At 65.5% G+C, this 13,070-nt stretch carries 12 protein-coding genes; 9 read left to right on the top strand and 3 right to left on the bottom strand.

The features are described from left to right. Positions 1 to 31 precede the first annotated feature (31 nt). Positions 32 to 430: a RidA family protein gene (locus ACUDP5_RS12840; protein WP_445658923.1), complete on the bottom strand. Its 399-nt coding sequence runs from the start codon at positions 428 to 430 to the stop codon at positions 32 to 34. 133 nt (positions 431 to 563) lie between these two features. Here ACUDP5_RS12840 and ACUDP5_RS12835 point away from each other — a divergent pair, with 133 nt between their 5' ends. Continuing rightward, a complete protein-coding gene (locus tag ACUDP5_RS12835; protein WP_445658922.1) occupies positions 564 to 1,487 on the top strand; it encodes a LysR substrate-binding domain-containing protein in 924 nt (307 codons plus the stop codon). On the opposite strand, the gene ACUDP5_RS12830 is transcribed toward ACUDP5_RS12835, so the two are convergent. Next, the gene (locus ACUDP5_RS12830) at positions 1,484 to 1,990 is read right to left on the bottom strand and encodes a hypothetical protein (RefSeq protein WP_445658921.1); all 507 of its coding nucleotides are present in this window, start codon (positions 1,988 to 1,990) and stop codon (positions 1,484 to 1,486) included. The genes ACUDP5_RS12835 and ACUDP5_RS12830 overlap by 4 nt on opposite strands. 248 nt (positions 1,991 to 2,238) lie before the next feature. Here ACUDP5_RS12830 and ACUDP5_RS12825 point away from each other — a divergent pair, with 248 nt between their 5' ends. The 5 genes from ACUDP5_RS12825 (at position 2,239) to ACUDP5_RS12805 (ending at position 5,679) form a co-directional block, all read left to right on the top strand. Next, complete coding sequence (locus ACUDP5_RS12825; RefSeq protein ID WP_445658920.1) at positions 2,239 to 3,123, top strand: hypothetical protein; 885 nt, start codon at positions 2,239 to 2,241, stop codon at positions 3,121 to 3,123. Between the two features lie 86 nt (positions 3,124 to 3,209). After that, positions 3,210 to 3,401: a RidA family protein gene (locus tag ACUDP5_RS12820; RefSeq protein ID WP_263912676.1), complete on the top strand. Its 192-nt coding sequence runs from the start codon at positions 3,210 to 3,212 to the stop codon at positions 3,399 to 3,401. Positions 3,402 to 3,406: 5 nt separating this feature from the next. Then, complete coding sequence (locus ACUDP5_RS12815) at positions 3,407 to 4,483, top strand: hypothetical protein (protein ID WP_445658919.1); 1,077 nt, start codon at positions 3,407 to 3,409, stop codon at positions 4,481 to 4,483. A 128-nt stretch (positions 4,484 to 4,611) separates the two neighbouring features. Next, a complete protein-coding gene (locus tag ACUDP5_RS12810) occupies positions 4,612 to 5,100 on the top strand; it encodes a hypothetical protein (protein ID WP_263912674.1) in 489 nt (162 codons plus the stop codon). A gap of 15 nt (positions 5,101 to 5,115) precedes the next feature. Then, positions 5,116 to 5,679: a hypothetical protein gene (locus ACUDP5_RS12805; RefSeq protein WP_263912673.1), complete on the top strand. Its 564-nt coding sequence runs from the start codon at positions 5,116 to 5,118 to the stop codon at positions 5,677 to 5,679. A gap of 73 nt (positions 5,680 to 5,752) precedes the next feature. On the opposite strand, the gene ACUDP5_RS12800 is transcribed toward ACUDP5_RS12805, so the two are convergent. Continuing rightward, positions 5,753 to 7,132, bottom strand: coding sequence for an NAD-dependent succinate-semialdehyde dehydrogenase (locus tag ACUDP5_RS12800; protein WP_445658918.1), 1,380 nt, complete (start codon positions 7,130 to 7,132; stop codon positions 5,753 to 5,755). Between the two features lie 208 nt (positions 7,133 to 7,340). On the opposite strand from ACUDP5_RS12800, the gene ACUDP5_RS12795 reads away from it, so the two are divergent. From ACUDP5_RS12795 to ACUDP5_RS12785, 3 genes are all read left to right on the top strand, one after another. Further along, a complete protein-coding gene (locus ACUDP5_RS12795) occupies positions 7,341 to 8,249 on the top strand; it encodes an AraC family transcriptional regulator (protein WP_445658917.1) in 909 nt (302 codons plus the stop codon). Positions 8,250 to 8,481: 232 nt separating this feature from the next. Continuing rightward, positions 8,482 to 9,663: a hypothetical protein gene (locus tag ACUDP5_RS12790; protein WP_445658916.1), complete on the top strand. Its 1,182-nt coding sequence runs from the start codon at positions 8,482 to 8,484 to the stop codon at positions 9,661 to 9,663. Positions 9,664 to 9,908: 245 nt separating this feature from the next. Then, a complete protein-coding gene (locus ACUDP5_RS12785) occupies positions 9,909 to 13,031 on the top strand; it encodes a CheR family methyltransferase (RefSeq protein ID WP_445658915.1) in 3,123 nt (1,040 codons plus the stop codon). Positions 13,032 to 13,070: the final 39 nt, after the last annotated feature.

Raw genomic sequence — 13,070 nt, 5'->3', positions numbered from 1 at the left:
CTTTGTCTTGTCCGCTTTTATCCGCGTACGGTTACGCGCCTTCGGGCAGCTTCGCGATCACCTTGATCTCGAAGTCAAAGCCGTACAGCCACGTCACCCCCACCGCGGTCAGCGTCGGGTGCGGCGCCTGGCCCCAGTAATCCGGCACGACTTTCCAGATGGTCTCGAACCTGGACGCCGGATCCACCATGAACACGGTCACGTCGACCACGTCTTCAAACGTGGCGCCCGCGGCCTTCAGGATGGCGTTCAGGTTGTCGAACGCCTGGCGCACCTGGGCCTGCAGGTCGGGCTCAGGCGAGCCGTCTTCGCGGCTGCCCACCTGGCCCGACACGAACAGAAAGCCGTTGGACCGGATGGCCGGCGAATACCGGTTGCGTTCATATAGCGCCTGGCGTCCCGCCGGAAAAACCACATCACGTGTTGCCATTCGATTGCTCCCAGGGCCATCCGCCCGCATTGATCATGCAGGCACTTTACGGACCCCTTGCGGCGCGATAAACGGGCAACCCTGCCCATCACTGTTTGTAAAATGCAAACAATCCCCAGCCCTCGGAGTGACCATGGACCGTTTCGATGCCATGCAGGCGTTCGCCCGCGTCGTGGAAACCGGCAGCTTCACCAAAGCGGCCGACACCCTGCACATGAGCAAGACCAGCGTCACCCAGCTGGTGCAGCAACTGGAGGCACGGCTGCGCGTGCGGCTCTTGAACCGCACCACCCGCAAGGTCAATGTCACGGCCGACGGCTCGGTGTACTACGAACGCGTGCTGCGCCTCCTGGCCGACATGGACGACGCCGAGACCAGCCTGTCCAGCGCCGCGGCCGTGCCGCGCGGCCGGCTGCGGGTCGACGTGCCCAGCCCGCTGGCCCGCATGATCCTGGCGCCCGCGCTGCCCGCCTTCCATGCCCGCTACCCCGACATCCAGCTGGACATGGGCGTCAGCGACCGCATGGTGGACATCATCGGCGAGAACGTCGACTGCGTCGTGCGCGGCGGTGAACTCACCGACCAATCGCTGATCGCGCGCCGCGTCGGCGACCTGCAACTGCGCGTGTACGCAGCGCCCAGCTACCTGCAACAGGCCGGCAAGCCCGCCCATCCGGCCGACCTGGAAGACTCCCACCACCGCATCGTCGGCTTTCTGTGGTCACGCACCGGCAAACCCCTGCCCTACGCCATGCGCCGCGGCGACGAAAGCGTGCACGCCCAGGGCCGCTACATCGTGGCCATGGACGACGGCAATGCCTACCTGGCAGCCGGCCTGGCCGGCATGGGCATCCTGTGGCTGCCCGACTACATGGCCCTCGAACACTCGGCCCGAGGCGAGCTGGTGCCCGTGTTCGAAGACTGGCGGCTGGACCCCATGCCCCTGTACATCGCCTATCCGCCCAACCGGCACGTCAGCGCCAAGCTGCGGGTGTTCATCGAGTGGGTGGCGGAATTGATGGCGGAACACGCGCCGCTGATGCGGCCCGGCGCCTAGCCGAACCACGGTACGGCATCGATGGCGGGCATGATGTCATCCGCCCCCGCCGGTTCGATGACCAGTTCCGCCGCGGGGTCCTGATCGTCTTCGTACGACACCGCGAACTGCCGCAGCGTGACGCGATACAGCCCAGGCCCGATGGGCAGCTGCAATTGTTCGTCGCGGGTAGGCATTTCATCGTCGAACTGCGCGGCCATGGTCAGCTGGGTGTAGTCGGTGAGCCAGAGTCCCCCCTCGCCCACGCGTACCAAGCCCGACACCGTGCGCCACGCCGCCCCCGGCGAGGCCACATCCGCGATGCGCAAGGACGCATCGGCCAGATCCGGCCCGGGAAACGCCGCGAACAACGCCTGCGCATTCATCTGCTGCACGAAACGTTCGAGCACCTGGGCAAGCGTCCAGTCTTCGTGCACATAGCCCTGATACGCATCGGGGCAGACCAGCGCAAAAAAGCCGTCTTCGTCGACATGGGCGTGCAATTCGAACGGGGTGAGGCTCATGGCGGGGTTTCCTGTGCGATTGGCCGTACAGCAATGGCGACAAACGAGTATCCGCCAAACGCCGGCAACGGAACAAGCTCGTATCGACCGCAGCCCTTCGGCCTTGCGCAGCGCCCCCACCGCCCAACTGTTTGCCGCCCGCCTCCGAGATTTGAAATATCAACAAACATTGTGTATCACCCTGCGCAGGCATGCGCCGAAAATTGGGTAGCATTCACCTGCCTCAACCCATTTGCTTCACCCCTCCGATGTCCCTTGCCACGGCAACCCCGCGCGAGCACTGCCGAGCCCTGTTCGGCAATCCCGTCGCGCCCATCGATGTTTGGGAACGCGAGTTCGACCACGACGATGCCGCGTTGCACGCCCTGGCAAAGAAAGACTGGTGGGACATCAACGCCGACGAGCTGAGGCGGTACTACCTGCTGAATCTCGTCCATGTCGAGCCGCTGCAGCCCGAGGTGTTTCGCTACCTGTTTCCCTTGTGCCTGGCCTATTGGCAAGAGGCGCTGATGGACGACAGCGGCCCGGCTTTCGACAACTGGCACGACGTGATGCGCCGCACCTGCTTGTTTGAAACGATGATGACGCCGCCGCAGGCGCAAGCTGTCAAGACGTTCATCACAGACGGCCTGTTGGCAAGGCTGGACCGTGAACGCGGCTTTCTCTATGACGGCTCGCGTACCCCCGCCTACACCTGGCAGTTCGAGATCAATGAACTGGGCGGCAGCCTGCCTTTGGTAGCCCGGTTATGGGACAGATGGTGGGCCGTCGACAGCCCGGGCAAGGCGGTTTCGGCCATCATGTACGCTTCCGGTTTGATTTACGAAGAGGGCGAAAATCCCATCTTCGGCGCCTGGACCCGCGAGCACGGTGGCGGCGGCCCCTATCTGTCAGACGCTGGCGCGAGCGCTGACTGGTCAGCCGATAACCTGCAGGCTTTGCGCGAACGCCTGACGGTCGAGCGATTGCTGACGCTGGTGGACCTGTCGGCTCAACGCCTGCGGCAAGAGCCGGAATTCGCGCTAGCCATGCGCATCGCCGTCGACGCCCGCGACAGAACCAGCATCATCGAAATACAGATCGATGCTCTGCTCGAAAGTCTGGCCACGCAGTCTCAATCGTGCTGGCCATGACGGCTGCCCCGACAGCGGCCGGGGCCTGCGCGTCCTCTCTTCCATTGCCGATGATTGACCCCACATCCCTGCACCAAGGCCCCCCCATGACCCACATCGACCGCCTGCGCCTGCCCGACGATGACCCCACCTTCGGCGGCAACCGCATTTTCGACCTGTTCCAGTATTCGCCTGCCGTCACGGCCAACGGCATGGTGGTCATTGCGGGGCAGATCGGCCTGCGGCCCGAACTGCTGATTGAAATCAAGGCGGTTGCCGCCCCCCGCAAAAAGGACTGAATTCCATGCCGTTGACTTCCCTGCTTGCCCGCGTCTGCCTGCTCGCCGTGTTCGCCCACGCGGCGGCGTCAGCCCATCCGACGGGCCAACCGGAACAGGAGTCCGCAGAAGCGTCCTGGGACCAAAAGATGGACCAGCGCCGCGCCAGCATCGACGCCCTGCTGGGCAAGGCGCGGCAGGACGGCATGGCGCTGCTGGTGATTCCCACCCTGAACCTCGATGCCCAGGGCAAGCGGGATTTCCACGACCCGGCCACGCGGATGCGGTTCATGCAGCAAAGCAGCACCATGATGCATTGGAATCACAAGGCCGACGACGGCTACGCGATCTCGGTCGGCCATGCCGAGCACAAGGCCGACATTCCCGACCTGGGGCCGCTGTTCCAGACTCCGCGCGGCAAGCTGACGTACCAGGTGATTCCCGTCTGGCCGGGCGAGTACCGCTTGAATCGCATTGCCTACCACCAGATGGACGCCACCCCGCCCAAGGCCGTCAGGAGCATTCCGGTGGCCGACATGCTGGCCAAGGTCGGCATCGCCGAACTCACCCCCACCACCGACCGGGACTTCAAGAAGACCGCCCCCTGGTCCAACTCGGCCGAACAAGCGGACGACGGCCTGGGCAATGGCTGCAGCCTGGTGCTGCGCCTGGGCGGCGGTTGCGACGAACTGGCCCGCGTGTTCCGCTGGGACGCCAGCGCGCGGATCGCGCTGCAACAACGCCAGGCCGAAGCCGTCCAGGTGCCCGGGGTCGACGTGCTGCTCAGTTTTTCGCCCATCGCCGACATCACCCTGCACCAGGGCGAAGCCGTGCTGACCGACGGCTTCGTGCTGCTGGACGACCAGCCGGTGCTGGCCAGGAACCTGTGCGAAACGTCGCTGGATTTCGTGCGCTGCGCGGTGCAGTCGATCACCGTGCAACGCCTGCCCGCCAGCCTGGAAGATTTTCGCCAGGCGCCGGGGGCCGATACCTTCAACCTGCCCCAGACGCATGCGGCCCTGCGCGACCTGGTCTACCGCGCACCCAACGTGCACGCCAAGCCGGTGGCCGGCGGCTCACCCAATCTGCTGCGGGCCCAGTAAACCCGGCCTGCCTCGCGGCACGCCGGCATACGGGCGTCTCGGCACCAGGAACGCGACAAATCAGGGCCATATTCGGAACCGTCAGCCCGCTCGCGTTACTAAGGCCTTACCTATCACAAGGAGGGTCTATGGACGCCAATACGTCTGGCACCGTGAAAGCGTGGATTTCCCGATTGGAAGCCGCCATGGGGATCACCATCGGCGCAACCGAACAAGGCGCATTTGCGCTGCGCACCCAGGGCGGCGCCCCCGTCGTCATCGAGCCCGTTGCCGGCCAGATGGGACTGATCCTGTCAGGCCAGATCGGCACGGTTGACGACACCACGCCCACCCCGTTGCTGCTCGCCCTGCTGGCCGCCAACCTGGTGCCGGGCATGGTGGCCCCCAGCAGCATCGGCCTGCAACCCGCAGACCGCACGCTGGTGGTGCGCCTGTTGTGGACGCCGTCGGAAGCCGGATGGACGCAAGACGGCTTTTTCAACGTTCTCAGCGCCTTTGGCGAGCAGGTCGATGCCCTGGCCGCTGCCATCGCCAGCCGCAGCATCGAACAGCTGCTGCCGTCGAAAGCGCCCGCACCGGATGCCGCGCCCGCCCAGGGCCCGGCCCATTTCGCCTGAACAGGAAGCGACACCATGAGCACGCCTTTCGACAGTATCCGCAGCCTGTTCCGGCCCACGAGCACCGCCTCGACCTCGCTGCAAGAGGCCGACACGTCCCTCAAGAAGTTGGATACGGCCCTGGACACCACATCCAAGGTGGCCGACACCTTCATGAAGGAAGGCATTCCGAAGACGACCACCAGCATATTCCTGGGCAAGCTGGGCATCGTCGGCAGCTTCGTCAGCACGGCCCGCGCCTACCAGGACGGCGACGCCAGCGCCATGTTCGCCGGCGGCGCCAGGATCGTCGGTGCGATGGGGACCGGACCGCTCGCCAACATCGCCGACGGTATCAACAATGGCGTGGACCTGGTCAAGGGTCTGGACCAGGGCGACATGCAGAAAGTCACCTTTGCCGGAGCGAAGCTCTGTCTGAACCTGGCGGCCGGCGGCTCGGCGCCCGGCATGCTGCTGCTGGGCGCAAGCGAGTTCGCCTTCGACGCCATCAAGAACAATCCCGACGGCTTCCAGCTGCACAACCACGAAACCCAAGAGTGGATGCGCCGGGGTTCGGACGACAATTACGTCGGCGCCTGACGGCCGCAGCGATCACGTCCCTGACCATCGCGCAGTACGGTTTGCCCCGCGCGCGGATTGGTCAGGGTCACCTTCACTTGTCCAACCCCGCCATCAACACATACTTCACCTCGACGTATTCCTCGATGCCGTAATGGCTGCCTTCGCGCCCATAGCCGGAATGCTTGACCCCGCCGAAGGGCACCGACGCCGTCCCCACCGAACCGGAATTGAGCATCACCATGCCCGACTCGATGTTGCGTGACAGCCGGAAGGCACGCGCCAGGTCGCGGGTATAGGCATAGGCCACCAGGCCGTATTCCGATGCATTGGCGCGCTGCACGACCTCGTCTTCGGTGTGAAAGCGGTAGATCGGGAACACCGGCCCGAAGATTTCGGTGTGTGCGATGCGCATGCCGTCGTCCAGGCCGGTCAGCACCGTGGGCGAATAGAACAAGCCGCCCTTGGCGTGCGGCTGGCCGCCCAGCACCACGCGCGCCCCGGCGGCCCTGGCGTCGTCGACCAGCGCGGCGACCTTGTCGATGCCCGCCTGGTTGATCAGCGGCCCCACCACGAAGTCTTCCTGCAAGCCCTGGTCGACCCGGATGCGGGCGACTTTTTCGGTCACTGCGGCCACGAAACGATCGTGGATGGCGTCCTGCACATAGATGCGGTTGGGCGAGATGCAGACCTGGCCCGAGTTGCGCAGCTTGGCCACGACCAGCGCGGTGGCGGCGTCCTCCAGGCTGGCGTCGTCGAAGACGATGAACGGCGCATTGCCGCCCAGCTCCAGCGTCATTTTCTTCAGGTCCCGGGCGCAGGCCGCCGCCAGCAGCTTGCCCACGGCGGTCGAGCCGGTGAACGAAAGCTTGCGGATGCGCGGGTCGCCCGTGAGCAGTTCGCCGATTTCCTTGGGGTTGCCGGTCACCATTTCGAACACGCCTGCGGGAATGCCGGCGCGGCGGGCGTATTCCAGCATCTTGTAGGCCGTCAGCGGGGTCAGCTCGGACGGCTTGATGATCATGGTGCAACCGGCGGCCAGGGCCGTCGCGATCTTGCGCGCGATCATCATGAAAGGGAAATTCCACGGCGTGATGGCGGCGGTGGGCCCTGCCGCTTCCTTCACGACCAGCACCTGCGCATGGTCGGCATGGGACGGGATGGTGTCGCCATACACGCGCCTGGTTTCCTCGGCGTACCACTCGATGAAGCCCAGGCCGTAATCGATTTCGCCCAGGGCCTCGACCCGGCATTTGCCATTTTCCTTGACCAGGAGGTCGGCAAACGCCGCCTTGTCGGCCCGGATCAGTTCGAACCAGCCGCGCAGCAGGTCGCCGCGTTCACGGGCCAGCTTGCGCGACCAGGCGGGAAACGCGGCGCAGGTGCGGTCGATGGCGGCCTTGACCGCGGCCGTACACAAGTCGGGTGCGGTGCCGACTCGGGAACCATCGGCGGGATTCAGTACATCAATCATGAGGTTTGCAGTCCTATCGGGGTGAAAAAGCATGGATGGAATGATAGGATTGCCAACACCACTTATCGATGGCCTATAGTCTCGTTTTATTGCCTAAAACTATTGCTGTGGACATTTTTACCTGCCCTCCAAGCCCACGCACGGTGCGCCCCTGATGCCCGACCACCCCACTCTGGATTCCGCCGCCTCTCTTGCGCAACGCCGGCGCATGGCCACCCTGCTGCACGCCCTGGCGCCGCAAGAGGGCTACAACCTGACCGTGCTGCCGGACGTACGCTTCCTGCGCTCGAACCGCCCCTTGAGCTCGGTGCCGGTGCTATACGACCCGGGGATCGTCATCGTGTGCCAGGGCCGCAAGCGCGGCGACTTCGGCGGGCAGACCTATGTCTACGACGAACGGCAATGCCTGGTGGTGTCCGTACCGGTGCCCTTCACGATGCAAACCGACGCCAGCCCGCAAGAACCGCTGCTGGCCATCTACATGCACCTGGATTTCAAGCTGGCCGCCGACCTGATGCTGCAGATCGACCAGGCCGGCGGTTTCCAGGCCGCTGAACCGAAAGGCATGCTGTCCAGCCCCATGGACGCCCCGCTCAGCGCCTCGGTGCTGCGCTTTCTGGAGGCCATGGGCTCGCCGATGCAGGCGCAGATCCTGGGCCCGTCGCTGGTGCGCGAAATCTATTTCCACATTCTCACGGGCGCCCAGGGGCCGTCGATGCGCGCGGCGCTGACGATGCAGGGGCAATTCGGCAAGGTGGTGCGGGCGCTGCGCCGCATCCATGCGTCGTTCAAGGAGGCGCTGGGCGTGGAACAACTGGCCCGTGAGGCGGGCATGAGCGTGCCCGCCTTCCATGTGCACTTCAAGGCCGTCACCGGCACGTCGCCGATGCAGTACCTGAAATCCACCCGGCTGCACCAGGCGCGGCTGCTGATGGTGCGTAACGCCATGACCGCGGCCGCCGCCAGCGCGGATGTCGGTTACGACAGCCCGTCGCAGTTCAGCCGCGAATTCAAGCGCCTGTTCGGGCGCAGCCCCATTGAAGAGGTCAAGCGCATGCGCGCCGAATTCGCCGTACCGCCGGCGTTTGCGGCGTCGGCGTACGTGTCGTCGCATTGATGACGAACATGACAATCCGCTGACAGTTTTATCGTGTTGGCGAGCAATCCTTGCAAGCTGCCATTCAGGCCGCATCACTACAATCAGAACAGTTCCGGCCGTTGATTCCCGCAGCAAAAATCCCTGCACGCCGCGCTGAAATAGTTGTTCACGCCAGCTTGCAGCTTGATGGGAACTCTGCCCGGGCCGCACCGATCCATACTGATTCCTGCCGCTTTTCGATTCGTATTTCATGCCGTCTTCCCAGCAGTCGCCGAATCAGCCTTACGCAGGCGGGATTCGCATCGAAGTCTCCGATTCACGCCAGGCCGCCGCCGCGCGGGACGCGACAGCGCAGTTCCTGTCCGGCCTGGGGTTGCGCGCCACCGCCCATTGCGACCTGCTGGCCGGCCCCGTGCCTGGCGTACACGCCGCGTTGAACGCCGGGTTCGCCGCCACCTACCTGCCCGACCACGACACCACCGGCGTCTCCCGCGCGCTCAGCCTGCGCACCGATGCCAACGCCGCGGACCTGGACCGCGAGATCGTCCTGACCATGCTGGCCAGCCCGGTCGCCTTCACCTTCCCCAGCGTGGCCGAGCTTGAGTCGGCGGTGCGCATCCGCCGCTACATCGTGCAGGCCGCCAGCAAGACCGCGCTGGCCTTCGACACCGAACACGCCGAGCGGCCCGACGACTACTTCACCTATGACGAAGCGCGCGGGTTCACCGTGCGGCCCGGGCGCTCGCTGATCGACGGCCTGCGCAAGGCGACGCAGCCCGAGGCCTCGGGCCAGCTGTATTCCTTCTCGTGCTACCGGGCGACGGAATACGTCACGGTGCTGGGCATTGCGCAGGAACTGCACAGCGCCAACCCCGATCTGGCGCGGCGCCTGCAGCGCCAATGGGAAACGCGCGCCGTCATGTCGGGCAGTTTCCACGAGACCTTCCTGCACGAATATGGGTCGCTGGCCGAGCCCCTGCCGCAACGCTTCTACGTGCCGGGCGACCGCCTGTGGTTCCGCAATCCCGATGCGGAATCTTCGGACGTCGGGGGTTACGAGGGGTCCTGGGTGTTCTACCTGGGCGGCGGCCAGTTCAACAATTTCTGGGAACGCGGAGTGCCCTACACGCTGACGTCCAAGTGCGTGGAAATCTTCCATTGGCGTGACGGCCTGCGCACTGACGCGGCCGGCAAGCGCTACATGGACGAAGACGTGGTCAAGGCCCGCGTGCACGACACGCTGGCCGATCCCAAGGCCACCGCCGCGATTCTGGAGCGCATGATGCGCATCCGCGATCCGCAGGGCGTCTACGACCAGGGCGGCTGCATCGACGCCACCCGCGAACGCGTCCGCTGGGTGCGCCCCGGCCATAGCGATATTGCGCTGCCGGATTTTCCGGGTTCGGCCCGGCCGCTGTCCATCGCGGCCTGATCAGGCGGAATCTGCCGCCTGACGGGCGGAGAATTGCCCCCTATTCCGGGAAAGACCCTCGCTTTATTACAAATGCGATGCGCCCGTGTTAATGTCGATGGATTCTCCCTCATTCCATCGACGGGCCATTGCCTGAACCAGACCTTGCGAGCCATTTTCTTGCCCCGGGGTCACTTGCCATGGCCAGCTTTACAGCCATCCATGCCATATCTGCTGCACGCCCAATCAAACCCGCACGGCTCGTCATGACGCTCCCGCAGGAATTTCCTATCGTGGGCGTGGGCGCTTCCGCTGGCGGCATCGAAGCACTCGAAGGTTTCTTCCGCGGGCTGCCGCCCTTGCCTGGCGTGGCGTTCGTGGTCGTCACGCACCTGAGCCCGTCGCGCGAAAGCCACCTGCCTGAAGTGCTGTCGCGTTACACGACGCTGCCGGTGGTGGCCGCCGCCGATAATCTGCCGGTGGAGATCAACTGCGTCTACGTGCTGCCGCAAGACGCACTGATGTCCATCAGCCACCGCCGCCTGCGGGTGCTCAAGCGCGCCGCGGACCTGCCCGGCCGTCGCCCGATCGACCTGTTCTTTTCCGCACTGGCGCGCGACTGCGGCGATTTCGCGGCGGGGGTGATCCTGTCCGGCAGCAATTCCGACGGCACGCTCGGCATCAAGGCCATCAAGGAACACGGTGGCCTGACGCTGGCGCAAGCGCCCGGCGATTTCGGCCCGCTCAACCCCGAGATGCCCGACAGCGCCATCGCCAGCGGCCTGGTCGATTTCGTGCTGCCCGCCGACCAGATGGGGCCGCCCCTGGCGCAATTCGCCCTGCACGCGCCGGCCGACGAACCGCAAACCAGCGGCCCGGTGCGGCTGGACGCAGCGGGGCTTGAAATCAGCAATCTGCTGCGCAGCCGCATCGGCCACGACTTCAGCGGCTACAAGAACAAAACCTTCATGCGCCGCGTGCAACGCCGCATGCACGTCAACCAGATCGACAACCTCGACAGCTATATCGCGCTTCTGAAAAGCGCCCCCCAAGAGGCCGGCGCGCTGTTTCGCGACCTGCTCATCAGCGTGACCAACTTCTTCCGGGATGCCGAGGCCTTCGATTCGTTGCGGCGCCTGGTCATTCCCCAGCTGCTCGAAGGCCGCGGCGCGGCCGAATCCGTGCGCATCTGGGTGCCGGGCTGCGCGACCGGCGAAGAGGTCTATTCCCTGGCCATCCTGCTGCGCGAGCACATGGACGGCATGTCGGCGGCGCCGCAAGTCCAGCTGTTCGCCACCGACATCGACGACCGGGCGCTGGCGGTGGCCCGGGCCGCGCGTTATCCCGGCCAGTTGCTCGAGGGCCTGTCGCAAGAGCGGCGCGAACGCCATTTCTTTGCCGATGGCGACGGCTACGTGGTCAACAAGCAGGTGCGCGAACTCTGCATCTTCTCGCCGCACAGCGTGCTGCGCGACCCGCCCTTCTCCCGCATCGACCTGATTTCCTGCCGCAACCTGCTGATCTATTTCGGCGGCGACATCCAGAAGCAGGTCATCCCGACGTTCCATTATTCGCTACGCCCCGGCGGTTACCTGTTCCTGGGCATGTCCGAGAACGTCAGCCAGTTCGGCGAGCTGTTCAGCCCCGTCGAGAAAAAACACCGTATTTTCCAGCGCCGCGCCGATGTTGCCGCCCCGCCTCGCCCGGCATTGCCGCTGGCATCGCTGCAATCCCGGGGCCAGCCTCGCATCGGCGTACCGCGTCCGCAAGCCGGCACCGCCGCCCTGCGCCAGGCCGTCGACAGCCAGGTGCTGTCGCAGCACGCCCCGGCGCACGTGCTGGTCACCCGCGACGGCGACATCGTCTATTACTCCACCCGCACCGGCAAATACCTGGAAGCCGCGGCCGGCGTACCCACGCGGCAGGTGCTGACGCTGGCCCGCAAGGGCTTGCGACTGGACCTGCGCACGCTGCTGCACGACGCGGTCGAAACCGGCCAGGCCGCCGTACGCAAGGATGTCGTGGTGGAAGACGACGACGGCCGCGTGCAGCGGGTGTCGCTGACCGTCGAGCCCCTGGCGGCCCGCCACGAGAGCGAACCGCTTTACCTGATCCTGTTCGACGACCAGGGCCCCGTCCTGTCGCGGGACGAGGCGCAGGCCCACGCGCGCATGCTGCGCCACGATGCGGCGCAGCACATGGAAACCGAGCTGCGCGACACGCGCGAACGCCTGCAATCCATGATCGAGGAATACGAAACCGCGCTGGAAGAACTGAAGTCGTCGAACGAAGAACTGCTGTCCGTCAACGAAGAACTGCAATCGACCAACGAGGAACTGGAAGCCTCCAAGGAAGAGCTGGTGTCGCTCAACGAAGAGCTGCACACCGTCAATGCCGAATTGCACGGCAAGGTCGACGAGCTGGATCGCAGCAACAGCGACCTGCACAACCTGTTCGAAAGCACCGCCATCGCCACGCTGTTCCTGGACCAGAACCTGATCATCCGCAGCTTCACGCCCGCCGTCAGCGACGTGTTCAACATCCTGCCCGGCGACTGCGGCCGCCCCATCACCGATCTGGCCAGCCGCTTTGACCTGCCCTCGTTCGCCAGCGACATCCAGCAGGTCTACGACCGCTACCAGCCGATCGAACGCCGCATTGCCGGCACCCTGGACGGCAAGCACTACCTGCTGCGCCTCGTGCCCTATCGGGGCAGCGACAGCCAGGTCGACGGTGTCGTCGTGACGTTCATCGATATCACCCAGGTCACCCGGGCCGAGCGCCGCCACCGCATCCTGATCTCCGAGCTGCAGCACCGCACCCGCAACCTGCTCGCACTGGTCAAGAACGTGGCCCGGCGCACGCTGGGTGAAGGCGAGCCCTTCAAGCGCCTGGACACCCGCCTGGCCGCGCTGGACCGGGTACAGGGCCTGCTGGGCGAAAGCGGCAACGAGAAAATCGAATTCGGCGGCATGCTGCGCCGCGAGCTGGACGCCGTGGGCAATGAACACCAGATCACGCTCGCCGGACCGTCCGTCCAGGTGCTGCCCGAACGTATCCAGACGCTGGCGCTGGCGATTCATGAACTGGCCACCAACGCGGTCAAGTATGGCGCCCTGAGCCACGAAGCCGGGCACCTGGACATCGCCTGGCGCGTACAGCCCCAGGACGGCAAGGACCACCTGCTGATCGATTGGACCGAGACCGGCTTGCCGACCCCCCCCGACGCCACCCGCCGCGGCTACGGCCGCGAGCTGATCGAACACGCGCTGGCGTTCACCCTGCGCGCCAAGACGGCGCTGGAGTTCAAGCAGGACGGCCTCGTCTGCCGTATTGACGTGCCGCTGGAAAGCGAGGACGTCGCCGCGGAGCCCGCCGACAAGGCCTGATCCGGCGCGTCACCCGGGCTTGCCCAGGAATGCCTCCGA

The sequence above is a fragment of the Achromobacter sp. NCFB-sbj8-Ac1-l genome (assembly GCF_052695805.1).
Note: the sequence above shows the minus strand (reverse complement) of the source record. Positions and strands in the feature narration are given on the sequence as shown.